We start from the raw sequence: 26,337 nt of genomic DNA, 5'->3' as shown, positions 1-26,337 counted from the left end.
CCGAGTGCCGAAAGCCGAGTGCCGTTTATGAAAAAACACTTCCGCTCTTTCTGGCTCGCCGTTCCCGTAGTGGCGGGGCTTTTATTTGTTTCCTTCAAGCAGGACGACCGCTTGTTCGAAATTGCCCGCAATCTGGATATCTACGCCACGCTGTTCAAGGAATTGAACGCGTACTACGTGGATGAGGTAAATCCTAACACCCTCATCAAGACCAGCATCGATCAAATGCTGAAAACCCTCGACCCATACACCAACTTCTACGCCGAAGACGACATCGAGGACTACATGACCATGACGACCGGGAAGTACAACGGCATCGGTGCAATGGTGAGTTCAGCGGACGACAAGCATATCATTATGATGATATACGAGGACACGCCCGCCCAGAAAGCAGGGCTGCAGTTGGGCGACGAGATTTTGAAAATTGATGGTATCGACCTTTCGACCCTCGCTGACTCTGACCCTGGTAAGCTCCTGCGCGGACAAACCAACTCGACCACTAAGCTAACTATCAAGCGCTACGGCGTGCAAAAGCCAATGGAAATTCCGGTAGGTCGCGACATAGTGAAAGTCACGAACGTTCCGTACTACGGTATGATCAACGACGAAGTGGGCTATATCGATCTGAAAGATTTCACAGCCACCGCGTCTCGCGAAGTGCGTAACGCTTTTCAGGAGTTGAAGGGAAAAGGTATGAAAAAGCTGATCCTCGACGTGCGTGAGAATCCTGGCGGACTGCTGAATATGTCCATCGAAATAGCCAATGTGTTTATTCCGAAAGGTGAAGAGATTGTTTCGACCAAGGGAAAAGTGACAGAATGGAACAAAACCTATTCGGCTTATAATCCTGCCCTGGATACCGAAATTCCGCTGGTGGTGCTGGCGAACAATCGCTCGGCTTCGGCGGCAGAAATCGTGTCAGGCGTGATCCAGGATTACGACCGTGGTGTACTGATTGGTCAGCGAACCTACGGTAAGGGATTGGTACAAACTACCCGGGATTTGTCGTACAATACCAAAATGAAGATTACGACCGCCAAGTACTACATTCCAAGCGGGCGCTGCATTCAGGCCATCGACTACAGCCACCGCAATGAGGACGGCAGCGTGGGCAAAGTACCCGATTCGCTCCAAACGGCTTTCAAGACTCGCAACGGCCGGGTAGTTTATGATGGTGGTGGCGTGTTGCCCGATATCCTGACCGAAAAGGAAACGCATTCGCCGCTAGCCACCACCCTGGCCCGCAAGCGATTGCTATTTGATTATGCCGTAAAGTACCATTCGGAGAATCCGACCATCAAGCCGGCTCGTGAGTTTCGCGTGACGGACGCCGACTACCAGAATTTCACGAAATGGCTCGCCGACAAAGAATACACTTACACCACGCAGGTAGACAAAGACCTGACGGAACTGGAAGAGGCCGCCAAAAAGGAAAAGTCGTTCAAAACGATTGAGGATCAGATAAAAGCCTTGAAAAGTAAGCTAACGCACAATAAGGAAAACGACCTGCAAATCCATAAAGAAGAGCTGATGGCACTCCTGCAGGAGGAAATCGTGAAGCATTACTATCTTGAAAAGGGCATGAAAGAGGCATCGTTCAGCAACGATCCCGAAATGAAGGCGGCACTTGATCTATATAAAGATATGGATCGCTACAACGCCTTGTTGAAGCCCACGAAGTAAGTTCTACTGCTGAAATCGGCAGCCGATGCATTCCCTTTGGGAAATGTCGGCTGCCGATTTTATTTTGAACGGACGCTTTTCCCGTCGATAGACCTGTCAATTATCAACCCTCCAATCCTTGAACATTTTAAGTATCGATACCTCCACGCGCGGCTGTTCGGTGGCGGTGCACACCGACGGCCAATTGCTGGCTTCTTATGACCTTCTAACGGAACGCGTATCATCTTCCCTGCTCACCACGCTGATGAAGAATGCCGTCGAACAGGCCGGCCTCACACTGTCCTCGCTCGACGCCGTGGCTGTGGCCAAGGGTCCGGGATCGTACACGGGTTTGCGCGTGAGCGTTTCCACCGCCAAAGGTCTCTGCTATGCCCTCGACAAGCCACTGATCGGCGTAGAGACTTTGACGGCTATGGCCGCGCAGCTCACGCCCTTCTATCCTGAGAATTTTCTTTTCTGCCCTATGATCGACGCGCGACGAATGGAGGTATTCGCCGCCGTGCTGGACACGAAACTGGAAAAGGTACTGCCCACGCAGGCCGTAATCCTGGAAGCTGATTCTTTTGCCGAACTCCTGCAAAATCAACCCATAGTATTCTTTGGCGATGGCGCAGCCAAGAGCCGTTCTTTGCTGGGCGGACATCCGAACGCGTACTTCCCTGATCAACTAATTGAACCCTCAGCCCGCAACGTGGGTACTTTGGCTACCGAAGCTTACGTCCAGGGTAGATTCGAGGATCTGCCGTCGTTCGAGCCTTACTATCTGAAAGATTTTGTGGGAAAGTGATTACTCTTCCTCTTCCCGAACCGGCCTTCCCTCGTACACGTACAGCATCATTTCTGCTGAGCGATTGGCATTGAAGAGTTTTTTCTTGCCCAGTTTTTTCTGTTTTTCGTAAAAATCCTTGATTTCCGGCAGAAAACTGGCGGCATTCGGCTGGTACATGATCTGCTGGATCGCCAGATTACTGAGGTCGTCGTCCTTGGACTGGATAGCATCCACCAGAATTTTCCGGGCCGCCGGAGCGTCCGCCAGCTCTGAAACCAGCGAGGCGGCGACGATGCGGGCGGGTAGGTAAGGATCAGCGAGAGCGTCGGTCAGCGCAAATTTTTCTAAGTCAGTGATGGCTTCAATATTGCTTTTCAGGCCTAGCAAAGCCCAATATCTCACGAACTTATTGGCATCATCCAATCCTTTGACCTGGATTTTTCTGGCTTTCTCCGTCCTGAAACCCGACCATTTAGCCATATTATAAATCGGTTCCAAGTCAAGCTTGTCGCGGTACTGATAGGGTGTGGTAGTTTTGGAGATCTGCGCAATCTCGTATTCCGGCAGGAACAAGATATCTTTCTTTTGCAGGACTTCCTTTTCCTGGGCTTTGCGAAAACGCCCGAGAAGTTTCGCGTAAGCCGGGTCATCGGCCAGGTTATTGATTTCCCACGGATCTTTCTCCATATCGTACAGGTACTCCGCCGGGCGTGGCTCGAGCATCTGCCGCTGGATGGCCGAGAGCTTGCCTGCCTTGTAGTCCTGGCGAATCTGCTCCGTAATTTCGCCCATATCCATATACAGCAAATAGCGCAGTTCCTGAATGTAAGGTACAAAGGCACGGGAATAGGCGTATTTCCCCTGAATCACAGTGCGGGTCAGGTCGTAGCTTTCATCGGAGCGGTCAGAGGAGAGAAAAAGGTTCTCCGGTTCGGGCTTTCGCTGCCGTCCGGTCAGCACGCGACCCTTCATGTAATCGGGAATCGTGATTCCGGCCAGCGAAAGCACGGTAGGCGGCAAGTCCGTAAAATCGATCATTTCGTCGGTCACTGCTCCGGCCCTGCCCCAGGGAGACAGGTGCTGGTACTTTTCGGGAAACCAGATTACGAATGGCACCCGGTGGCCCAGGCCAATGCCGTTGGTTTTGGAACGCGGCATTCCCTCGCCATGATCGGCGTAGAGGAAAATAATCGTGTTTTGCCGCAAGCCCTCCTTTTCCAGGCGGTCGAGTAGTTCTTTTAATTCCAGGTCAGTCTTGCTGATTGAATTATTAACCCGCGCCATTTGCTTCCGCATTTCAGGGCTATCGAGGTAGTAGGGCGGCATGAACACGTCGGCATCGGCATGCTTCATAGAGTCCGGCAATTGATCCAGAATCATCGTCTTGTATTCCGAATACGGAAACGTCATTGTCCGCGACTGGTGGCTGGAATTACTGTTAAAAACAGCGAAGAAGGGCTGCCCTTCGGCCCGATTCCACCAGCCAGCCTTACCAGAGCTTTCGTCCCAGCTCTCCTGAACTACCCTCTGGGCGTCAGAGGTGTTGTAGTCCGTTTTGCTGTTGTTGGTAGTATAGTAACCCGCATCTTTGAGGTACTTTGGGAAGCCATGGATGAAGTCAGGAATCGGGTAGGCAGAGCGGTGGTTACCCGTGCCCAGTGCATAACTTTTAACTCCCGTAATGAGGGCCGAACGACTGGCCGAACACACACTGCCCGTCGCGAAGGCGTAGTTGAAGCGGACGCCTTCGCGGGCAAGTTTGTCCATTGTCGGTGTTTTGGCGGTAAGGTTGCCGTAGATGCCGATGAACTCCGGCGAGGTATCCTCGAACGTCAGCCAGAGGATGTTGGGTTTGGTATCACCACCCGTCTGGCTTTTTTGAGCCATTGTTTGGCAGGCCAGAAAAGTGAATGCTATACATAGAAAAGGAATCCTCGACATGTTTCTGATTTTTAGATTGGGCATCGCTGGAGAAAAGGGTAAGCATAATGTACTGCCAAAGTCCTCTTTCAAAATAATTTACTATCAAGGCCTGAGGCGATCCACACAGAAATCCTCCAACGCATCTTTATCCACTTACCGTTAGCAGACTGTTTTATTTTTTACCGGGTAATCCGGAAATAGCTATCTGCTTACGGGTATCGTACAAGCCATTGGATAATTCACCTTCGCAAGCTTTTAGAAGTTCGCTTTTGAGGATTTTGAGTTTTTCGGGGTACTTCCCGGATAACTCATTCTCTTCCCGGGCATCATCAGGCAGGTAATACAACTCAGACGCGTTATCCTTTAAGTAGGTCCTTATTTTCCAGCCATCTCTGGTAATTAAAGTTGGCCCAATAAAAGAAGCGTAAACGACATATTGATGCTCTTCGCTGCCTTTATCACCCAGCAACTCCCCGTAAAAAGAAACCCCGTCTGTCTTGAATGGCATCCCAAGGCCGGTTACCTCGGCTAAGGTTGGCAGAATATCATAGTTGGCGACAAGGCGTTTACTGACTCTGCCTTTTTCAATTCTTTCAGGCCATTTTACAATTAGCGGTACACGAATTCCTCCTTCCAAATTACTCCTTTTCAAACCCGCTCTGCCACCATTTCCATCAAAAATATCTCCGCCTGATTCACTGTAAAATTTTTTCTTATAGTTATCGAACCGTTCTCCGGTTTTCATATTGGTATAGGGTTTCAGGACTCGCCCCTCCTGGCTGTAGTATATCTCATGGCCATTGTCGGATGTGAACAGGATGATCGTATTGTCTTCAATACCCAGGCTTTTCACTTTCGCCACAATCTGACCCACATTATCGTCCAACAACTTCACCATCGAAGCGTATTCTTTTTCGATTTGCGTGAGTCGGTTGTCATTCAGGAAATCAGGGTGTACGCTCGGAATGGAAACCGGGCCATGGGGTAGTTGAGTGGGGAAATAAAGAAAAAACGGTTCGTCCTTATTAGATTCGATGTATTCAAGAACCCGCTCCATGAAGACTGTTTGGGAGTACTTAGCCTTACCCTTTCTGTCCCAGCGCTCCTCAAAAGTTGCCTGGGTCTCCGGCTCGCCGGATTTGCCAGAATTCACTAATGTGTTCCCTTCGATTTTTTTCAGCTTCCCATCTTCAAATAAGAAAGGAGGGTAAAACCCATGGGCTCTTTCATGATCCAGGTACCCCAGGTAATGATCCCACCCGTGCCGTTTCATTTGCCGATCGGTACTTGAAAAGCCCCATTCCAATTTACCAATTTCAGCCGTTCTGTAGCCTGCTCTCTTCGCTACTTCTCCCAAAAAAACCTGTTCATTCCGTATTGGCGACAATACGGCATCAACGGCTTTGCCAATTTTCTCAAAAGCGGACGGATCAGCATCGGCATATTTGTAAGATCCGCCCGGGGTGATTTGAAATCCATTTTCGTGACAATCGTGCATTCCGGTGAGCAATGAAGCCCTGGCTGGTGCACATAGCATATTGGAATACGCATTTTGAAAGCGAATTCCATCTTTTGCCAACTGGTCGATATGAGGCGTTTTTATAATTCTTTGCCCCTCGTGACCCAATAAACCGATCCCCAAATCGTCCGCATAAATCAGGATGATGTTTGGTCGGGCCGCGATCGGCCTGTCTGACTTCCATTTTTGCCCGGTATGCGAAGAGAAAAGAACAACGGACAAGCACAAGACCGGCAGGCAATAAATAAATCTCTTCTTCATGGTCACAAGCTGTGGGGGGCTCAAAAAAGCAAATTGATGCGATTGCTCTAATCACATCAATTTGCCCGGTATTACAGTTTTTTTCGCTCAGCTCTATCTATACCCGTTATTCGTTGGATCGCTCTCCAATAGGTTTGGATTCAACACAATTTCTTCCGCCGGAATGGGTAGTTTTACCATATGAGGCTGAATATTTTCGTTGCCTTTGTGAATTCCAAAGTCGGTATTCTTGATCGTCTCGACCAGAATTCCCCAACGGATCAGGTCATAGCGGCGCTCGCTCTCCCCGGCCAATTCCCATTTGTATTCGTCTTGCAGAGCTTTGCGAAGTTGCGTTTGCGACAGACCGGAAAGGGGTTGGGCGGGGGAATAAGCCCGCTCGCGAACGCGGTTCACGTACTGATAAGCATCAGCAGTATTGCCCAGTTCATTGGCAGCCTCGGCGGCCATCAAATACACCTGTGCCAACCGCATGGTGATCCACCACTCGCCGTGGTTGCCACGTGGTGACTCTACGAAGTCGAAGTTGGTTCTCTTCTTGAAATAACTGTAGCGCAAGTCATAGCCCAAATACGAATCCATGATATTCCAGGGGTACCGGAGATCGTCTTTAGGATATTTCTCTATCAAATCATTGATAGGAACCGCCAGACCGTATCCATTGAACTCTTCACCGCGCTCACTGAGCGCCTGGGCAAAGGCACTGCGTTGGGACGATACTTTTGGTTCATCTCTCAGGCGCGGGTTAAAGGAGTCTGTGATCACCTGGGCATCCACCCCTTTGAGGAAATCAAACCCAAAAATCGCTTCGTCGTTGAATTGATTGTTTACATCGAACACTGACCCATAAGTAGGCATGAGTTTGTGAGGTGAATTGTCGATAATATCTTTGCTGGCATCAAGTGCAGCCGCCCAGTCTTTCTGCCATAAATGATAGCGGGCCCTTAAAAACTTGGCCGCCCATTTGCTGGCGTGGCCAATATCAGGACCACTGTACGATCCAGGGAGCAGGCCTTCCGCAGTTTTGAGGTCGGCAATCATTTTGGTGCGAATCTCTGTCACATTGCTCCGGCCCAGATTTGAAACCTCGTCCAGGGGAAGCTCCTCAAGATAGAAAGGTACGTCACCCCAAAGGGCAGTAAGATGATAATAGGCCAGAGCACGCAGGAAATAGGATTCGCCCAAAACCCGATTTCTGATACTTTCGGACAGTTTTTGGTTTTCGCGGACATTGGCAATCACCGAATTGGCATCGCCTACCACTGCGTACAAATTCTGCCAGATACCGTAGGCGTTGCCGTAATTGGTTTCGGTAAGGTTATAATCCATAATGGGGGCCAGTCCACCAAATAGTCGATTGGGCATTACTTCATCGGTACCAAAATAGGTATAGGCACTGATCCCCTGCCAGTTGTCGTAGAGGTTGCCCGAACTCATGCCGAGGTACAGGCCATTGGCAGCCTGAATGGCTTCCTGGTCGGAATTATAAAAATTGTTGGGAGAAATGACCCCCCGGACATTTTCGGAAAGGAAATCTTCGCAGCTTGTCAAGCTTAAGGCGAGGAGGAGGAAGAGTATTCGTTTCATAATTTTCAATGATTGAAGGCAAAAAAATGTTTTTATAAGATTAATTATTTAGCCGAAAGTCCTCTAAAAATTCGCTTTCACACCAAAGGTCACAGACTTGGCATTGGGGTACTCTCCCCGGATGATTCCACGAACAGTGGAATTAGTACCGAGTCGGTTGGCTTCGGGGTCGTACCCCCGGAAGCTGGATGCCAGGAAGAGATTACTTCCTACCATGTAAACCGACACACTTCTAACCGCTTTGGTTTTCAACGGTAAGTTGTAGGAAAGCCTGATATTCTTGAGCCTGAGGTGCGAGCCATCCTCCAGCATGGCAGAGTTAGACCTGATGTCGGCAATGCTGATCATGCTGCCTGCCCGGGGAATGTCAGAAGTCGGATTCTGGGGCGTCCAGCGGTTGGCGAGTTCACCGTAGTAGTTGGAAGTACTCCGGCCGAAGAAAGCGCGCTGGACAAACTCATTGTACACATCATTGCCATAAGTACCCTGTAGGAAAATGTCCAGCGAAAGGTTCTTGTAGCTAAATGAGTTATTAATACCGCCGAAGAAGAGCGGCTCAGGATTACCCATCACCACGTGGTCGTCGTTGTTGATTTTACCGTCACCGTTTTCATCTTTGAATCGTGGACCACCCACTACTTGCCGGATGCCCAGATTACCGTCAGCGTCAATTTCTTCCTGCGATTTGTAAGTGCCCAGGTACTGTACTCCCGTAAACACACCCACAGGCTGACCCACGATAAGCTTAGCACCGGGGCCACCCTGCTCCAGGCTGTAAATGTTGATTTCATCCACCCCCGCAATATTCAGCACCTTGGATCGGTTGCCCGAAAGCGTGAGGGTAGATTCCCAGCGGAAGTTTTCCTTGTTGACATTTACGCTGTTTATCATCAACTCCAGCCCCTGATTCTGGATAGAACCGATGTTTTCGAGCTTGGTGTTGAAGCCCGTAGCGCGCGGGATCTGACGGGCGAGCAACAGGTCGCGCGTTTTCTTGTAGTAGTAGTCGATTTCGCCCGTAATCCGGTTGTCCAGAAAACCAAATTCCAGACCTACATCCAGTTGATCAGTAGTTTCCCACTTCAAATCGGGATTGGCCGGGCGGCCACGCCGGATGCCGATAGCCTGGGTATCATTAAAAATGATGATTCCGTTATTGAGCACAGCCAGGGTATTGTACGGATCGATTGATTCTTTACCTGCACTGCCGTAACTTGTCCGCAGTTTCAGGTTAGAGAATAGTCGCTGATTTTTCATGTAGGGCTCGTCGATGATGCGCCAGGCCACCGCGGCCGAAGGAAAGAAGGCATAGGCGTTATTGGAGCCGGAATAGACCGACGCGCCGTCCACCCTTCCCACCAGTGTAAACAGGTACTTGTTCATGAAGGCATAGTTGGCCCGGCCGAGCCACGATACCAGCTGGCGCGAATCATTGAAGTTTGACTGGACACGGTAAGTGAGCGGGTCACCCAGACTAAGATCGTCGTAGGCGAGCGCATCGATACTGATTCCCTGCGTGCGGGCCGAGAATGTTTCGGTATTTCCCTTCTGCCAGGTAAAGCCACCCAGCAGATCGAGCCGATTGTTTTGGTTGAATTCCTTATTCCAGCTGATTGTGTTTTCCTGAAGAATATCGAAGCCGAAGCCGCTGTTGATATTGGCGACACCACCCAGCTGCGCGGTAGCATTCTGGGGAAGTCGGCCTGGATCGAACTCATTGCGCTTATACCAGTTGATTTTGGGACCAATGGTGGATCGCACGGTAATGCTCGGAATGGGATTGAACTCGACGTAGGCGGTAGTCAGCAGATTGGTCCCCTGCGTAAAATCGGTGCGTAGCTCATAGTCCGCCACGGGGTTACGCAATACTCCGCCCGTAACGATGTTCTCGTCCCAGTAAGAACCGTCTTCTTTATAAATTGGAAAGGCCGTAAGTACCTCACGCATGGACCACAGATCACTCTTGCCATTTTCGGTATTTGTAAATGACCCATTGAGCCGGATGCCTGCCCGGATATTCTTGGAAAGGTTGAAATCAAGGTTGGTGCGCAGGTTGTAGCGTTTGATTCCGGTTGATTTAAGGATCCCCTTCTGGTCAAAAATATTAGCTGAAACGTAGTAGTTGAGGCCGTCGGTTTGTCCAGCCACTGAAATATCGCCGTTATAGATTGGCGCAGCCTGGGTAACTTCATCCTGCCAATCTGTATTGCCAAACTCCGCCGGATTCGAAAATGGATCCGCTTCTCCGGCAAATTCTGCCAATTCTTTTCCGTAGGCAATTCTTTCCGGGCCATCGAGATAATCGATTTTGCGGGCAAGTGTCTGTACGCCCGTGTAGAAATTAGCCGAAACTCGGGGCTTACCTTTCGCCACGCCTTTACCGGTTTTAGTCGTAATCAGGATCACACCGTTGGCCCCGCGCGTTCCGTAGATTGAGATGGCCGTGGCATCTTTCAACACATCGATTGACTCGATGTCGTTGGTATTGAGATTATTCAGGTTAAAATCTGTACCTACGATAAAGCCATCTATAACGTACAGCGGTTCGTTGTCGGCATTCACCGAGTTTCCGCCCCGGATACGGATGGAAGAACGCGCTCCTGGTGAGCCGTTGTTGGAAGTCACCATCACGCCTGCCGCCCGGCCCTGAAGGGCCTGGTCTACACGCGAAGTCGGCAGGTCTTCCAGTTGCTTGGCGTCCACCTGCCCTACGGCGCTGGTGAGGTCGCTCTTGCGCGTGACCCCGTAGCCCACCACGACCACCTCATTGAGCAGGGCGGCGTCTTCGGCCAGAGTAATATTGAACTGAGTGCGATTTCCTACGGGCAACGTTTGGGTTTGGTAGCCAATGTAGGAGAACACGAGTTGCTGGTCGGGCTGGGCGTCTATAGTGAAGTTCCCATCTGCACCGGTAATCACGCCCCGAGTGGTACCTTTCACGGTAACGCTTACGCCAATGAGGCCTTCGTTATTCTGGTCGACCACTTTCCCCATTACATTTTGTTGCGCCCATGCGCCAGGGCTAAGGAAAATCAGGGACATCGCCAGTAGAGCAATGAACAGTAGTATTTTCTTCATAATTGGTTGTATTATTGGTTCGAACTGGACTCCTACAAATGTAGCATCGAACCGGGCTTTGAATGGTTCAATAAGGGGGTACAAATCATTCAATTCATGGCCAATGCTCAAATTAGGCCTATTTTCTCAAGAGCTTTGGCTTTATTTAAATCACCCATTCATTTTAGTCGAAAAGGTTAATGGGGATAAAACGTGAGTATTAATTTATAGAAGCCAAGCCGACTGATTTGCACCCGATCCAATGGTCTTTGATTGCCTGAGTAAGTCTTGATGCCACCTGTTTTTCGAAAACTTTCCTTAGATACATGCGTACCAAACTTTATTTCTGTCTGTTGCTTCTTTCCATTGGAAGCTGCAAAACTGTGGGCGTTTCCCCAAACCTCGTCCCCTCAGAACCCGGCAAAGCTGCCAATTACTGGTGCACGTGGTACTGGCAGAATTACCTGATTTTGAAAGGGCAGCCAGTGACCAACCCAAGTGCCTCCGAAGTATTTACCAACCCAGCAGCTCGCGAGGAAATAAACGAAGAGACTGTGTTCGGCCCCGAGGGTATGGCCAGGGTGATGCTACCCGACACCCGCAGTGATTATTTCTTTCTGATCGACCACGGATGGCAGGACAAGAGCTTACCTGGAGAAACTTTTTTTACCATGATCATGGACACCACCGATTTTCCGCGATATGCTTCGTTAGCACCCAAAGATCGAATCCGGCAGATGAATGCAGATATAAAGGCCCTGGGCTGGAGGGGCCTGGCGTTGTGGGTCAGGGGAAATCCCACCGATGCCGATATGCGCAAATTTGTGGAGTGGAGTAAGTACGCGGGAATAGAGTATTGGAAAATCGATGGTGGCGACACAAACCACTTCGCCGCCACCCGGATTAAAGACGAAATTTATCCCGCTCTGACCCTTGAACATGTATCAGGCTCCAAAGGACCACTGAATCCCCAATGGAGTGAACCGGGGAAACCTGTTTATCCGTCCGTTTATGAAACAGATAATGGCTCTCTACGCGATTTGGCTTTGAAAATCATTGAAAGCACCGACGTGTTTCGCACCTACGACGCGGCTCCCCTACTGGTGAGTGCCACTACCATGCAAAGAGTTCACGATGTGCTGAGCCAAACAACCGGAAACGCCCAGTACCGGGCGATGCTCAACATTCAGGACGATTGTAATATTGCCGCAGCGCTGGGTCTGCTGGTGGGTGTCAAGAGACATCCGATGAAAACACCACGACTGTACAAAGGCAAGGATTTTCATTTTCAGATTGCCGGCAACCGACATGTTGACCAGCGTCTCGACGAAATGGACCGGTTGGCACGGTGGCAGCGGATAGCACCACCTATGACCGCTGGGTATGGTACTTACCAGGCTTCACAAAACTTCCTGATCGATAGTACGGCCTTCAGTGAGAGCGATACATGGATGACAGATGCCCACGGGAAGATGGTTCGACAGAGTGCGCCTGCCATCATGGCTCGCAATATCGACCTGCCCGAAGTGCGTTTTGAAGGACTTGCCCCCTATGTGATGGCTTCAAAATTTCCTGGAGGAGCCACTGCCATCGCCACAGAAGGCCGCGTAACTGCCGCCAATAGTTGGATCCACCCGAGGGCAGCTATCACACTAACGCACCTAGAGGCAGGCAAGCCCATCGGCATATTCGGGCATTATAAATCACTTACGCTGGTTTTCGAAGAAGATTTGTCCGCAGGGACAACCGTCTATGCCCAGGATTTACTCGCCGAGCAATCCGCAGATATCACCAAAAAAGTTACCTTAAGTGGCAAGACTATGACCATTCCGGGTGAAGTAATCGACCAGGTTGGAACCGCATCTGCAAGCGAAGGCGATATATCTGCCCCTGGGTTGGTACTCAAGGTAGTGAAGAGATAAAAAAAGCTAAGAGATTCTTTAATGGAGTGAGATAATTTTTGACTAATAATACGGCCAAAGTCAATAACCTCATTTGTTCCTTTTTTTAGGCCTGGGAACGAACTCGGGATCGTAGGCAGGGTTCAATTCCGCTGGAACAGGAGCACTTACTTCGGTTCTCCATTTATTTAAGATCGCCACCAACTCCTCCCGCTTTTCGGGTTGTTCACTCGCCAGGTCGATGCGCTCACCGGGATCATTGTTCATATCGTAAAGTTCATAGGCATCATCCTCCAAATAGTGATGCAGTTTCCAGTTCTTTTTTATCACAACGCTGCCCGGCCGGGTACGAAAAAAGTCGTCGCGGCTGTCGTCGCCGCCCATTCGGTAGGCTTCCAGGTAGAAGGGAAAATGAAAAAACAGTGATCGTTCGTACAGGTTGGGGCGGGGTTTTCCCTGCCAAACATCCAGGAACGAAACTCCGTCAATGGGTTGGCTGGTCGGGAGCGGTACTTTCGCCCAGGCGCAGAGCGTGGGAAACAAATCAAAAAGCAAAGTCGGAACATCGGAAACGCCGGGTTTCACCCCAGCGTTGTTTACCAGCAAAGGTACCCTCAAACCGCCTTCGTAGTAAGAGCCCTTACCCGCCCGCAGCGGCCATTGTCGCGACAGGTTGGCGATGCCGCCATTGTCCGACGAAAATACGATCAGCGGATTTTCCAGCCTCAGACTTTTTACGGCGGCCAGAAGTTTCCCAACGTTTTGATCCAGATTTTCCACCAGCGCGGCGTAAGCGGGACTGGTGCCCTGTCCATCGCGGGGAGGTAGTTTTTTATACTTTTCCACCAGGTTTTCTTTCCCCTGCAAAGGCGTGTGGATCGCAAACTGCGGGATGTAGAGGAAGAAATCATTCGTCCGATTTTCCTGCATGAACCGAATGGATTCCTGCGTGATGCGGTCAGTGAGTTCCTCGCCCTCAGGGCCATCCGCCAGGTACTTCATGCCGTAGGGGCTAAAATAGCTTTTGGGGTGTCCCATCCTGCCGCCGCCTTTGTGTACGTCGAATCCCTGCTGCGTCGGGTCTTCGCCAATATGCCACTTGCCCATCACGGCAGTTTTGAAACCTGCCTCCTGAAATACCCTTCCAAGGGTCTTGAGTTGCGGTGAAAGAAAATCTTCGTTCGGACTTGGCACCAGCTTACGTGACCGGGCGTCGCCCCGGTCTGGCGGCGATACCGTGAATACGCCGTGGCGGGGCGCATAAGCCCCCGACATCAGACACGCCCGGCTGGGGGCGCAGTTGGATGCGTTGGCGTAAGCATGGGTAAAAACCATTGATTGTTTGGCCAGAGAGTCAAGTACGGGCGTATGGTAATAGCGTGAGCCGTTGAAGCCTACGTCCTTCCATCCCAGGTCATCAGCCAGAATCAGGATGATCTGGCGCGGCTTTTTTTGGGCAAAAGCGGCATTATTCAGAACAATACAGGAAAATATGGTCAGCAGTAGTTTTGAAAATTTCATCATCCTGATTGTGGCCTGAAAGCCAATATGAGTGTACAATTTTTCTTCCCCTTTATCAATTTGAATGAGCATCCGCGAGCGTCTTAATGTACTCCGTCGGTGTGGAGCCAAATTCTTTCTGAAAGCATTTGGAGAAGTACTTGGGATTGCTGAATCCGGTCTGGTAGGCTACTTCGGCCACGTAGTAGTTGCCGCTTTGCAACATTTTGGCTGCTTTTTTCAGGCGATACGTTCGAATGAAAACCGAAGGCGGCTGGTCGAGCAGGCTTTCCATTTTCCGGTAAAAAGTAGCACGACTCATAGCACACTGCTCCGCCAGAAACTCTACGCTTAACAGCTTATTTTTCATATTTTCTTCAATCAAACTTACTACCTGCTCGATGAATAATTCATTGGCCGACTTTTCATTCTCGAGCGAAGGCTCGACTGTGATCGTGCGGCCAAACTGAGAGCGTAGCAACCGCCGGCTGTCGATCAGGTTTCTGGCCCGCCAGATAATTAAATTCAGGCTGAAGGGTTTGTCGATGAAGTCGTCCACGCCATTTTGCAGGCATATCAGCTTCTGTGCCTCTGAATTGCGACCCGTCAGGATGATGAAGGGGATGTGCTTTAATTCTTCATTGCGTTTCAAATGTTGCAGGAGTTCCAGGCCATTCATACCCGGCATCGACAAGTCACTAATGATTAAGTCTATGGGCTGGTTCAGCAGAATATTCCAGGCTTCCTCACCATCAGATGCCAGACGGGTCTCGAAATACGGATCCAGGCTTTCGTCGAGGTACTCCAGCAAGTCCGGGTCGTCATCTACGAGGAGTACTTTGGCTTTACTGGTGTTGGACTCTATCGGAGATTCGGGGGGAGCAATAGATTTTTTTTCGAGAATAGGAACCGACTGCCCCGACAGTTTCACCTCATTCAGGTTGAAGTGCTTTTTCTCGACGGGCAGGTAAAGCTCCACTTGCGTACCATCGCCTTCCTGGCTGTTGATGTCGATGAATCCCCGGTGTTTGCTGATAAGCCTCGCCACCATGTCGAGCCCGATCCCCGCCCCAACGCGTCGGCTCTGCTGCTTAGCATTGCTGGCCCGGTAAAAGCGGTCGAACAGGTTCCTGACTTCTGCTGCGGGAATACCGATCCCCGTGTCGTTGACCGTACATTTGAGGTATTGACCCGCATCGGGTGCCTCCGCCGGGAGGTCCGATTTATCGAGCGTAAGTACCTCGCCAGTCACGCGCACGGTGCCGCCTGAGGGCGTATATTTGATCGCATTGTTGAGCAGATTGAGCAGAATGATTTCAATCACTTCCTCATCAAACCAGGTGTTTTTAGGCTCAGCTCCGAAGGTATAGTGCAGCCGGATGTCGCGCACGATGGCTAGCGGTTCGGTTTCCTGGCAGAGTCGTTCCAGAACTTCAAAAACGGATCCTTCACTGACTTCCAGCAGAAACTCCCCGGCTTCATTCTTCCGCAAATTCATAATCTGGTCGGAAATCCTTTTCAACCGGAGGGTTTGTTCATAAAGGTTGTTAAGTACCGCCTGATTGACTTTTTTACCCGACAGGGCTTTCTCCAGCGGCCCCAAAATCATAGACAGACGATTCTTTATTTCGTGTGAGAGATCGGAGAAATAGATCATTTGCTGGTCCTGAAGCGCCACGATTTGCACCTCCTCGGCCAACCGGGCCTTCAGACGGTTCATGCGGTGGAAGAGCCGATAGGTCAGAAACCCCAATGCCATCAGGAGCAGGGCATAGAGTAAATAAGCAGGCAGACTAAGCCAGAAGGGAGGCGAAACGGCGATTTTGAGGGAATGAATAGTTTCTGACCAGCGTCCATGATTATCGGCAGTTCTAACCTCCAATTCATATGAGCCGGGGGGCAAGTCGTGAAAATAGACGCGCGGTTCTCCATCCAGAATGTATTTCCATTCGTCACGATGCCCTTTCAACCGGTAGGCGTAGGCGTTTTTAGAAGGATCGGTAAAGTCGAGGAGCGAAAAGGTCAGCTCAAAGCTATTTTCGTCCGAATTCAGCAATATGCCCGATTGGGCATCGTATTCAAGCAGATAGTTGTTGCGGTCAGCGAGTTGCTGGCGGCTCCTCTCGTTACGTACAACCCGGAAGGACGACCAATGAAAACCGGGACGGGTATCGTCTGGCCGAGCAGAACCAGATTCAGGCATCCCAACCAGCTTTACCTGGTATAAACCGTTGCTGTTGCCAAAATATACGACTCCGTCTTTTGTCTCAGCTACGGACCGGAATGAGAAGTCGGTGAACTCAATCCCGTCGTGCTGATCGTACGCCTGAAATGCCACCGGATTGCTTTCCTGATACACAGCCAGGCCATTATCCGTGCTGACTATGATGTGCTGAGCTTCATCCTCACCAATGGCACAAACCACGTTGGAGGGCAAGCCATGCGCAGTGGTAAATTGACGAAAACTATCCCTCTCGGCATCGTACAGATACAATCCACCTTCCCGGGTAGCCACCCAGATCCGACCTTGCGAGTCTTCTTTTAGATGCAGAATGCGGCGCGAGATACTACCCGCACGCTTCATGCCTGAATATTTTTTTGTTTCACCCGTCCGTAGGCTGATGCGCAGCAGGCCGTCGCCTCGGGAGCCAATCCAGACATTCTGCTCGCTATCGCGCATCATCACATAAATGGTGGACACCCTGTCGAACTGCTGGTTGACTCTGTCGAGCAGATTTCCGTACAGCATTTCACCCGAGTCGCTGTAAGCGAGTAACCCGCCCCGGACACACCCGAACCACCATTCGCCGGGGCTGATTTCCAGTCCACACCAGATATCCTGGCTGCTCGTCATTACTTCCGTCAACCGAGGCTGAGGGAGCGTCGCATCCACTCGAAAGACGCGATTCGCGCCGTAGGCCAGCATGTACCCCTTTTCAGACTTATCGAAACAGCTAACGGTTTCAGGCAATGCCAGCCGGGTGAATTTTTCAACGACCGGATCAAATAAAAACGCTCCATCGTCTTTGGTTTTCAGCCAGAAACGATTTTCATTTTCTTTAAAGAGCGTATTAATTCTTTGATTAACGGGAAGATAGCCCGGGGTTTCAATTCGGATTCGTTCGCTCAGCAGAGCCGCTGGTCGTATTTTCAGGAGTCCTCGCAGTGTGCCTATCCACATGACCCCGGTGCGGTCGATGTAAGTGGCCCTGACATTATTGTCCTTTAAGAGTTCCGCAGCGTTGCCCGGCGTGCGGAAATCGAGTGGTGAACTTCCATCATGGGCCAGGTAGTAAGCCCGGAGGGTGCTCACCAATATTTTTCCATGCGGGCCTTCAGAAAGGGAGGTAATTTGGTCGCTACCCGGTATTTCGTGGCTTCCGAAACGAAACTGCCGAACCACCGAGACCGAATCCTTCTCGATCTTGACTTCAAAAAGTCCGTCGTTCTGCGTCCCGATGAGGAGGCGGCCGCTTTGTAGTACTTTCAGTACCGTTACGGGATGATCGAAGCGGAGTGAGTGAAGCTTCTGCGCTACCGGATCGAAGCGGAAAAGGCCCAGGGAAGCCCCGATCAGTAAGTCACGTTTGCCCCATCCCGAATAATCACGGATTTCCCCCACAGTCTTTGCAAAGTCGGGGTAGTTTTTCACCCCCGACTGCAGGGAAACATTAGACTCGGTAGCAGCAGCATTATATGACAAGCGATAGAGGCGAGAGCGGCCTGCCTTGATCCAGGCATTGCCACGGGCTGTCAATCGCAATTGCTCGAAGTTCTCTATGTTCCTGGAAAGCGTCGAAAAAGTCTCTGTCTTGGAATTAAACAGGCTCAATCCGCTTTCCATCGATACCAGCAGGTTTCCTTGAGCGTCCTGGCCAAGGTCAGTCACCCGGTTCGTAAAGAGCGTATTCGTTTTTTTGGGATGCGTGGCGAAATGCTTCACCTGAAAACCATCGTAACGGTACAGGCCCGACCCCGTCCCGACCCAGAGCAGCCCTTCCGCATCCTGAAAAATAGAGTTGATCGTGCGATTGGGCAGCCATTCTTCTTCCGAAACCAGGTACCGCTCTGGCGTTTGGCCATAAATCGGGTAAGCAGCCCGGAGAAGCGCTGCTGCCAAAACGAATATGTGAATGATTTTTTGCAAAAGGCAGACCTGGTAGTTGACTGGCGAAGCAGCAAAAGCCCATCGACACCTGGGCTCGCATCGCACGAAGCTTGGACAGCCTGTCCTATCTAAAAGACCCGAACGCAGGCAAAACTACTGTCAGCTTCTACCCGGGCGGGCCTTCTTGCTAGTAGTTTTTCTGCCAACTTTGCATTCAACAGGTCAAAAGGCGCACTCTCCTTCCCATTGATTCTTCGGTCATTTCCTGAAATTCCCATAAAGAAAAGTGCGCGCTCATATAAGCTTGCACAGACCGCCTAAGGCTTTTTAATCGTATTATGCGTCTTCAGCCATTCCTCTCCCTTTTTGTCCAAAAAGAAATCCATCCAGATGTAGTACATTTCTTTTCCCTGGTCAACTTTCACCCCATGGCTTGACCCCAAAGGAATATGCAGGAGGGAGTATTCCGGCAGGTTTGCTTTGGCATCATCGGCAGACACCGTGATGTCATTGCCGGCCAGGCCCAGGAACAATTGTTCCAGCATGGCGTGTTCGTGCGGATCGACCTTGTCGGGGCCGCTGGCCTGAACGGTCCCCATTGCAATCCTTGGAATGTATTTATTAGGAAAGATCGTCCGGCTCACTGTATTCGGGCTCTTGATCGGTTCAGTATAGGCTTCGCAGTCCGTGAATTTTTTGAAATATATTTTCTGGGTATTTTCCTTCGGGAACGTCTTCAAGTCGAGCTTGTCCTGTTCGGTCAACTTGCTCGATATTTTCAAAAAATGGAGTGTGTCGCTTTGCCCGGCCTTGATTGCTACGTTTTTTATCGCGTTCTGAACCAGTACAGTTTCCGGCACAATATCAAATTTCTCTTTATTGGCTGTAACAGTACCGTGGCCTTTTACAAAGAGGTAAACGTTCCGATAGCCGTCGTCCTGAATTTCTTTCTTTATGGCATTTCCCGTTATCGAGATCTGGGTGACTTCAACGCCCCCGATTTCGTTTTCTAGTATCGTTTTGCTGTACTGTTTCGTATTGGGTGCCAACTTCGTGGATAGATTTTCTACCTGAATTTCCTGGGCAACACCCAGTACAGACGACAGTAGTGCTACCGAAATGGCTATCAAATTGAGTCTTGCTTTCATTATTTCTTAGTTTTTTGGTTATCCATTATTTGAAGCGTTTTATTGACAAAAAACAGCCAACAAAACGCTTCAAAAATTATTGCAACTCAAGCTTAGTATCCCGGGTTCTGAGGAGCCAGATTTTTATTCCTCACCAACTCATTGGCGGGCAAAGGGAATAAGTAATCCCGGTTCGACTGGAACTTTGGCTTGGCCCCTTCCAGGCCGGAAGCACTGAATACACCGTTGGGCCCATCAGCCAATTTTCTTCTGGCAATGTCATACCACCTTTTAAACTCGAAGGCCAGCTCCCATTTGCGTTCTTCCAGCACCATAGCTGTAAAAACATCTTTGCTCAAACCAGCAGCCACATCGGCCGGGTAGCTTCTTGAAGGCTTACCCGCTGCGCCGGCCCTGGCTCTTGCCCGAACCCGGTTGACATAACCGGCGGCCTCTGCTGATCCCGGGGTAGTTTCGTTTAATGCTTCAGCGGCAATCAACAGCACTTCTGCGTAACGCATCATGATGTAGTTGCTTTTCGTATTCCTACCATTTCCGTTTAAAGCAGCCCCGGCTTTGCGGGTGTATTTGGCAATGTGCGGACGATTGTCCCCGGCAGAGTAAAACTTCGTAAAATTCGTGTAGGGTTCAACCTTACCATTGAAAACCCCGGTAGTATCCAGGCTAACCGCTTTTCTGTAATCCCGACCGTCCCATGTGTTGTAAACACGTAGCGATGGGACTAAAACGGACCATCCGCCACCGTACCCGTACTGGTCGTCGGCTCTGATACCTGTAAAAGCCGCCTGATAATCCCGGCCCTGATCTCCATCCGACTGTCCGATGAAGTCGATCACAAAAATAGGTTCTTTTGAAGCATCTGTTTTGGTGACATCAAACAAGTTCTGAAAATCGGATTCCAGCCCCAGATTGTACGTTTGTTCTCTGCTTATGATTTCTTTGGCTTCGGCGTAGGCTTTTTGATAATCCCCCGTAGTCAGGTACACATCTGCCAGATACGCACTAGCCGCTGATTTGGCAGGTATGGCTCTTGAAACCTGCGTGTTTGGCAACCATTCTTTAGCAAACTGCAGGTCGGCGATGATATTGGCATATACCTCAGCCGCCGGAGTCTTGCTTATAGAGGATGCCGCCTGGATGTCCGTCACGGGCTCGGACAGATAGGGAATCGCCCCAAACTGCCTGACCAGGTGGAAGTACACAAACGCCCTGGCAAAATAGGCCTGAGCAACAATTCTGTTTTTTGCCGCCGCATCTGCATTTACGGCTTCGGCTCCCGCAATTGCCTGGTTGGCAGCCCCAATAATCTGATAAGCCTTTGGCCAGTAGGCCTCGATGTTCGCATTGTCGGCCAAAACGGCCACATCGTTGAACTGCACCCTTTCCGGGTTGGTGACGTTGACATTGAGATCCACCATGTCGCTACGCAACATAAGGGACATGGACATCTCCCTCGACATGAAAAACCGGTGTTCCATATGCCCGTAGGCACCGTTCACGGCAGTTTGTATGTCATCCAGAGAGGTAAAGAAGCTCTCGGGAGCCAACAAACCAACGGGGTTTTCTTCCAAGTCTGAACATCCTGCTATTGACACCCCCGCCAATAAGGCTACGAATAGTATCTTAAATTTTTTCATTTTCGTTTTTTATTAAAATTTCAGATTAAGATTGAAAGTCACGGATCTTACCGTGGGGAAGTTGCCGAAATCAAAGCCCTGAGTCGTGTTCCCCGATGAGCTGTCGCCACCACCGGCCCCGAAATAACTCACCTCAGGATCCAGGCCGGAGTACTTCGTGAAAGTGAACAGGTTCTGCGCGCTGACCGATACCCTGACGTTGTCCATCCGTAGTTTTTGGGCAAATGCGGCGGGCAGGTTGTACCCAATGGCGATGTTCTTCAATCTCAGGTAACTACCATCTTCCACAAAGCGGGAAGAAATCTCCCTTCCCCGGTTTCCTACCACACGGGGTATGTCAGTATCGGTGTTGGTGGGTGTCCAGGCATCAAGTACATCCCTGAGGCCGTTCGAGTCTCCGTTCAGTAGCTGTACTCTGGTAAGGTTGAAGACATCCCCCCCAACAGCACCCTGGAAGAAGATATTCAGATCGAAATTTTTATAGGTGAAGCTGTTGGTGACACCCATGGTGAAATCAGGGTTCGGGTTTCCAATTATTTTCTGATCAGCGGTAGTGATGACACCGCTCCCATCGACATCGGTAAACAGTGGATCCCCCGCCTTGGCTCCCTGAAAAGTTGCGGTCCCTGCCGGCAGGTTATCGCCCTGGTAGACTCCCTGGTATTCGTACCCCCAGAAGACACCAGCCGCTTCACCTTCTCGCAGCACGTGAGTTCGGGCCACACTGAAATATCCGGGAGAAGCATCCAGGAACACATCGATCCCATTAATCAATGACACTACCGTATTTTTGTTGGTCGACCAGTTAAAGTCAGTTGACCAATTGAAATCAGGTTTATTTATATTCCTGGTATTCAGCGTGACTTCAAACCCCTTGTTATTGATCTGCCCGATGTTTCGGATGCTGGCCAGGGTCAGGAAACCGAGATATTCAGGTTGACTCTGATCCGCCAAAAGCAGGTCTTTGGTATCGATGTTGTAATAGTCCAGAGCCAGCGAAAGCCGGTTGTTGAACAATCCCAGATCCAAACCGATGTTGGTTTGATAGGATGATTCCCACTTCAGGTTAGGGTTGGCCGATTGATTGGGTACGACCGCGTTGACAGCCTGCCCGTTGATCCCGGTGAAGAGTGTACCGAATCTGGCCAAAGACTGATACGCGTCGATAGCCTGGTTGCCCGTCACTCCGTAACTTGCTCTTAGTTTTAAGTTAGAGATTTTGGTGTTGTTTTTCAGGAAGTCCTCGTTCGAGATTCTCCATCCCAAAGCGGCGGATGGGAAAATGGCGTACTTGTTATTGGCGGCAAAGTTGGATGCTCCGTCTCTCCGTACGGTAGCCGTCACCAGGTACTTGTCATTGTAATCGAAGTTGACTCTTCCGAACTGAGATTGGATCTCCTGTTCTGTGAAAGAAGAGGTAGGTACTTCCGTGACTGAGCTTCCTCCTAAGTTGTAGAAAGAGAAACTATTGGAAGTAAAGCCGGTTGCGCCTGCCGTAAATCTTTCGGTAGCCGTTTTCTGATAAGAATACCCCGCCAGAAGGGACAGGTTGCCTTTCCCGATGCTTTTGTTGTAGGTCAGGTAGTTTTCGTTCAGTACGTTTGTTCTCCTGAAATTCGATATCCTCGCCCTACCGCCCGTTCCGCCACCAGCGGTGATGATCAGGGTCGATGGTCTGAACAGGCCGAAAGTTTGGTTGGTGGTGCTGAAACCCACGGTAGTTTTGAAGGCAAGGCCTTTGGCTATATCGTAGTTTCCGTACAGGTTAGCCCGGTACTCGTCCGTTTTGGTGTTGTTCACACTTTCGGTGGCCACCGCGTACGGATTGTCGATGTTGTCGCCGATGGAGTTGGTCGTATTCAAGCCGTTGGCATCCTTGATACCCAAATCCGGCATAAATCTGAACATGAGCGAAATTACATCGTCGCCGCCACCGTTGGCCGTTTCGCCGGTCGATTGAGTGGCTACCCCATCCTTCACGCCGCGATTTCCGTAGAGATTGAATCCGAGTTTTAGTTTTTTCGTAACCTGTGCGTCGATGTTGGACAGGAAAGTTAGTTTTTCGTACTCGGAATTGACAATCACCCCGTTCTGCTTGAAGTAGTTGGCGGAAGCGTAAAAGTTGATATTATCTCTGCCACCCGAAAAGGAAAACTGATGGTTCTGGGTGTTCCCCTGCCGATACAGCAGATCCTGCCAGTCCGTATCAGCGGGTCCCTGAACGTAACTGGGATTTATGGTTTTTTGGTAAGCCGCAAATTCGTCGGCGTTCAACAAATCCAGCCGATTGGCCGTACTCTGGACGGAGTAGTTCGAGTTTACCTCAACGGACAATTTACCGTTTTTACCCGTTTTGGTAGTTACCATCACTACGCCATTCGATCCCCTGGACCCGTAGATCGCGGTGGCCGAGGCATCTTTCAAGACCTCGATAGAGGCTATATCGTTAGGTTGTGGCATGGTCGCTCCCACAAAACCATCTACCACGATAAGCGGAGTGCTGCTGGCGCTGATCGAAGTGTTGCCCCGGATTTTAATGCTGATCGGCGCGCCTGGCTCACCGCCGTTGTTCGACTGAACCACTACGCCAGCCGCGCGTCCTTGCAAGGCCTGTTCGGCACTTGCCAAAGGAAATGCGGTCAACTCTTCTGACTTGATCGAAGATACCGCTCCGGTGATGTCACTCTTCTTCTGCGAGCCATAACCAACTACTACCACTTCTTCCAGCGTTTCGGTATCCACTTGTAGCTGAACATCGATCGTCGTTTGGTTATTCACCGGTACCTCCAATGTCTTATAGCCAATGAAGCTAAAAATCAGGACGGAATTTTCATCAGCCACCAGGCTGAAGTTTCCGTTCACATCGGTTGTTGTTCCTTTGGCGGTTCCTTTAACCACAACACTTACCCCTGGGAGTGCTGAGTTGTCGTCTTGTGCAGTGACGGTACCCTTTATGGTAGACTCTGCTGCCCGGACTTGATGCATACCGATCACTAATACCATCAATGGTATTAAGACCAGCATTGTCGCCCGATTTACTTCGGTTAGAAATTTTTTCTTCATAGTTTTTAAATTTAACCTATATTAAAATAATTATATTTTATACAAGCAATGTAGAGAAGCAATTCTCGCTTTGTCCTCTACAAAGATATAGGAAAACAACGGCCCAACAAAGAGAAAAAGCCTAGCTATTCTTTTTAAAGTACAATTAAGATGAGCAAAAAGCGACTGATAACGTTACCGGTATCGTTACCGGTAACGTTATCATAAAATAAAATTAAATTTGAAAAAATTAGAAAAATACCACGAATATGTGGCCGTCACCAAAAAAACAGACTAGTGTGAATTTGCTTTCCAGCTAAAAAGCAATAGAGAACCCGGGGTAACCAATAAAAAACTCAGGCCGTTATAATGCCTGAGTCATGTTTAACATGATGTTAATTCACGTTTTATTCCAATAGCTGAGCCCCTAGCGGGTTCCCGGGTTAGCGTCGCGAAGATTGCGTTTTGACATCCAGAACCTTTGTACCGGGCGAAGTTGCAGGGGATTATGTCAAAGCATGGGCTGCCGAGAATTTGTACTTACCAATTCCTCTACCATTGTCTGGGACCCGATAAACAGAGGCGTGCGCTGATGCAAGCTTACTGGGTCAATATCCAGAATTGAATGCTCTTGAGAAACGGCCAGGCAGCCTGCTCTTTCGGCGATAAATGCCAGGGGATAAGCTTCATAGAGAAGCCTGAGTTTGCCTTCGGGATTTTTCTTCGTGGCGGGATACAGGTATATCCCGCCTTTGATCAGGTTCCTGTGAAAATCAGCGACCAGCGAACCGATATAACGGGCACTGTATCGTCTCTTACGGCATTCACTCAAATAGTGCTGAACCCCGTCCGGAAATTCCGGCAGGTAACCATCGTTATACGAATATATCTGACCATCAGCGGGGCTCCGCATATCCGGATGCGAAAGAATGAATTCACCCAGAGAAGCATCATACGTGAAACCGTTTACGCTATGACCGGTGGTGTACACCATGATTGTTGAGGAACCATACAGGATGTACCCAGCCGCTACCTGTTTGCGGCCGCCCTGCATGAAATCATCCAGGGTAGCCTTACTACCCACCGGAGTAGTGCGCCGGTATATGGAGAAAATGGTACCAATGGAGACGTTTACGTCGATGTTGGAGGAGCCGTCCAACGGATCGATGGCCACAACATATTTTCCATTGTCATTTCCGGTATGGATGATTTCCTCCTCCTCCTCCGAAATGATAGCACAGGCTTCTCCTCCATTTCGTAAGGCCCGGTAGAAACGGATATCGGCGATCATATCCAGCTTTTGCTGGCTTTCTCCCTGCACGTTTTCGACACCCATTTCACCCGTCAGATCAATAAGTCCGGCCCGATTCACTTCGCGGTGAATGATTTTCCCGGCCAAGGCAATATCCCGCAGCAATTGAGAGAGGTCGCCCGAAGCATAAGGGAACGCCATTTGCCGATGCATGATGTAACGGTCCAGCGTAACCCCTACGGATAACGCCAAAGGGTGTGAATTGGTGATTTCCATGAAATGAAGCTAGGCTTGATTCAAATAAAGGTGAGAGGTGTCATTGAGTAATGTGGCAATCCGCTTATTGATTGCTGCTGGATCGGCATCCGCAAAGAGCTGGGAGCCTAGGCCGACGGCGGTCGCCCCCACCCCAAACCAGGCTTCCAGGCTTTGGGTGGTAGGTTCCACCCCGCCCGTCACCATGAGCTTTAACCACGGTAAAGGGCCTTTAATGGCTTTGACAAAGGCAGGCCCTACGACATTGCCGGGAAAAATTTTTACCAGGCTTGCCCCAAGCTGGGTGGCATGAAATATCTCGTTCAGCGTGGTGCCCGCAGGTACCCACAGGATGTCCCGTTCCCGGCAAAGTTCTCCCACCGCAGCCGTAGTCACCGGCTGCACCACGAAGTCAGCTCCCGCATCAAGGAAGCCCAGGGCGTCCTCTGGGGTCAGGATGGTACCGATGCCCAGCGCCATCCCGGGGCAACGGTACCGCACGAACCGGACGAGGTCGGTAAAAACCGACAGGGCATTTGTTCCACGATTAGTGAATTCGAACACCCGAAGTCCGCCCTGGTAGCAGGCTTCGACAATTTTCCGGGCGTATCCGGCATCTTCGTGGTAGAAGACAGGGACAATCGGATGCTCGATAATTAATTCAAGTGCTGCTTCGGGAGTCATTTTTGAATAAA

At 50.2% G+C, this 26,337-nt stretch carries 14 protein-coding genes; 3 read left to right on the top strand and 11 right to left on the bottom strand.

The window, feature by feature from the left end; all coding sequences use genetic code 11:
* The first annotated feature begins 27 nt into the window (after window positions 1–27).
* Window positions 28–1,683: a S41 family peptidase gene (locus IE117_RS22900; protein ID WP_189567768.1), complete on the top strand. Its 1,656-nt coding sequence runs from the start codon at window positions 28–30 to the stop codon at window positions 1,681–1,683.
* Window positions 1,684–1,801: 118 nt separating this feature from the next.
* Complete coding sequence (tsaB, locus tag IE117_RS22895) at window positions 1,802–2,470, top strand: tRNA (adenosine(37)-N6)-threonylcarbamoyltransferase complex dimerization subunit type 1 TsaB (RefSeq protein WP_189567766.1); 669 nt, start codon at window positions 1,802–1,804, stop codon at window positions 2,468–2,470.
* Here tsaB and IE117_RS22890 read toward each other — a convergent pair whose 3' ends face one another.
* The 4 genes from IE117_RS22890 to IE117_RS22875 all read right to left on the bottom strand — a co-directional run bounded on the left by IE117_RS22890 (window position 2,471) and on the right by IE117_RS22875 (window position 10,820).
* Entirely contained in the window at window positions 2,471–4,339 is a 1,869-nt protein-coding gene (locus tag IE117_RS22890) for a sulfatase-like hydrolase/transferase (protein ID WP_229581349.1), read from the bottom strand.
* A gap of 208 nt (window positions 4,340–4,547) precedes the next feature.
* On the bottom strand, window positions 4,548–6,155 hold the full coding sequence (locus IE117_RS22885; RefSeq protein ID WP_189567756.1) for an arylsulfatase: 1,608 nt from the start codon (window positions 6,153–6,155) through the stop codon (window positions 4,548–4,550).
* A gap of 93 nt (window positions 6,156–6,248) precedes the next feature.
* Window positions 6,249–7,742: a RagB/SusD family nutrient uptake outer membrane protein gene (locus IE117_RS22880; RefSeq protein ID WP_189567754.1), complete on the bottom strand. Its 1,494-nt coding sequence runs from the start codon at window positions 7,740–7,742 to the stop codon at window positions 6,249–6,251.
* A 63-nt stretch (window positions 7,743–7,805) separates the two neighbouring features.
* A complete protein-coding gene (locus IE117_RS22875) occupies window positions 7,806–10,820 on the bottom strand; it encodes a SusC/RagA family TonB-linked outer membrane protein (protein WP_189567752.1) in 3,015 nt (1,004 codons plus the stop codon).
* 305 nt (window positions 10,821–11,125) lie between these two features.
* On the opposite strand from IE117_RS22875, the gene IE117_RS22870 reads away from it, so the two are divergent.
* Window positions 11,126–12,721, top strand: a complete 1,596-nt coding sequence (locus IE117_RS22870; protein WP_189567751.1) for a hypothetical protein — start codon at window positions 11,126–11,128, stop codon at window positions 12,719–12,721.
* Between the two features lie 69 nt (window positions 12,722–12,790).
* Here IE117_RS22870 and IE117_RS22865 read toward each other — a convergent pair whose 3' ends face one another.
* The 7 genes from IE117_RS22865 to IE117_RS22835 form a co-directional block, all read right to left on the bottom strand.
* On the bottom strand, window positions 12,791–14,293 hold the full coding sequence (locus IE117_RS22865) for a sulfatase (protein ID WP_229581346.1): 1,503 nt from the start codon (window positions 14,291–14,293) through the stop codon (window positions 12,791–12,793).
* Complete coding sequence (locus IE117_RS22860) at window positions 14,277–18,347, bottom strand: hybrid sensor histidine kinase/response regulator transcription factor (RefSeq protein WP_189567749.1); 4,071 nt, start codon at window positions 18,345–18,347, stop codon at window positions 14,277–14,279. Before IE117_RS22860 ends, IE117_RS22865 begins: the two co-directional genes overlap by 17 nt.
* A gap of 278 nt (window positions 18,348–18,625) precedes the next feature.
* The gene (locus IE117_RS22855) at window positions 18,626–19,456 is read right to left on the bottom strand and encodes a hypothetical protein (RefSeq protein WP_189567747.1); all 831 of its coding nucleotides are present in this window, start codon (window positions 19,454–19,456) and stop codon (window positions 18,626–18,628) included.
* Window positions 19,457–19,548: 92 nt separating this feature from the next.
* A complete protein-coding gene (locus tag IE117_RS22850) occupies window positions 19,549–21,093 on the bottom strand; it encodes a RagB/SusD family nutrient uptake outer membrane protein (protein ID WP_189567745.1) in 1,545 nt (514 codons plus the stop codon).
* 12 nt (window positions 21,094–21,105) lie between these two features.
* Window positions 21,106–24,156, bottom strand: a complete 3,051-nt coding sequence (locus tag IE117_RS22845; RefSeq protein ID WP_189567743.1) for a SusC/RagA family TonB-linked outer membrane protein — start codon at window positions 24,154–24,156, stop codon at window positions 21,106–21,108.
* A gap of 490 nt (window positions 24,157–24,646) precedes the next feature.
* Entirely contained in the window at window positions 24,647–25,663 is a 1,017-nt protein-coding gene (gene fbp, locus IE117_RS22840) for a class 1 fructose-bisphosphatase (protein WP_189567741.1), read from the bottom strand.
* Window positions 25,664–25,672: 9 nt separating this feature from the next.
* Window positions 25,673–26,326, bottom strand: a complete 654-nt coding sequence (locus IE117_RS22835; protein ID WP_189567739.1) for a beta/alpha barrel domain-containing protein — start codon at window positions 26,324–26,326, stop codon at window positions 25,673–25,675.
* Window positions 26,327–26,337 lie beyond the last annotated feature (11 nt).

Origin of the sequence: Persicitalea jodogahamensis, from assembly GCF_014651615.1 — a bacterium.
GTDB classification, from domain to species: domain Bacteria; phylum Bacteroidota; class Bacteroidia; order Cytophagales; family Spirosomataceae; genus Persicitalea; species Persicitalea jodogahamensis.
Note: the sequence above shows the minus strand (reverse complement) of the source record. Positions and strands in the feature narration are given on the sequence as shown.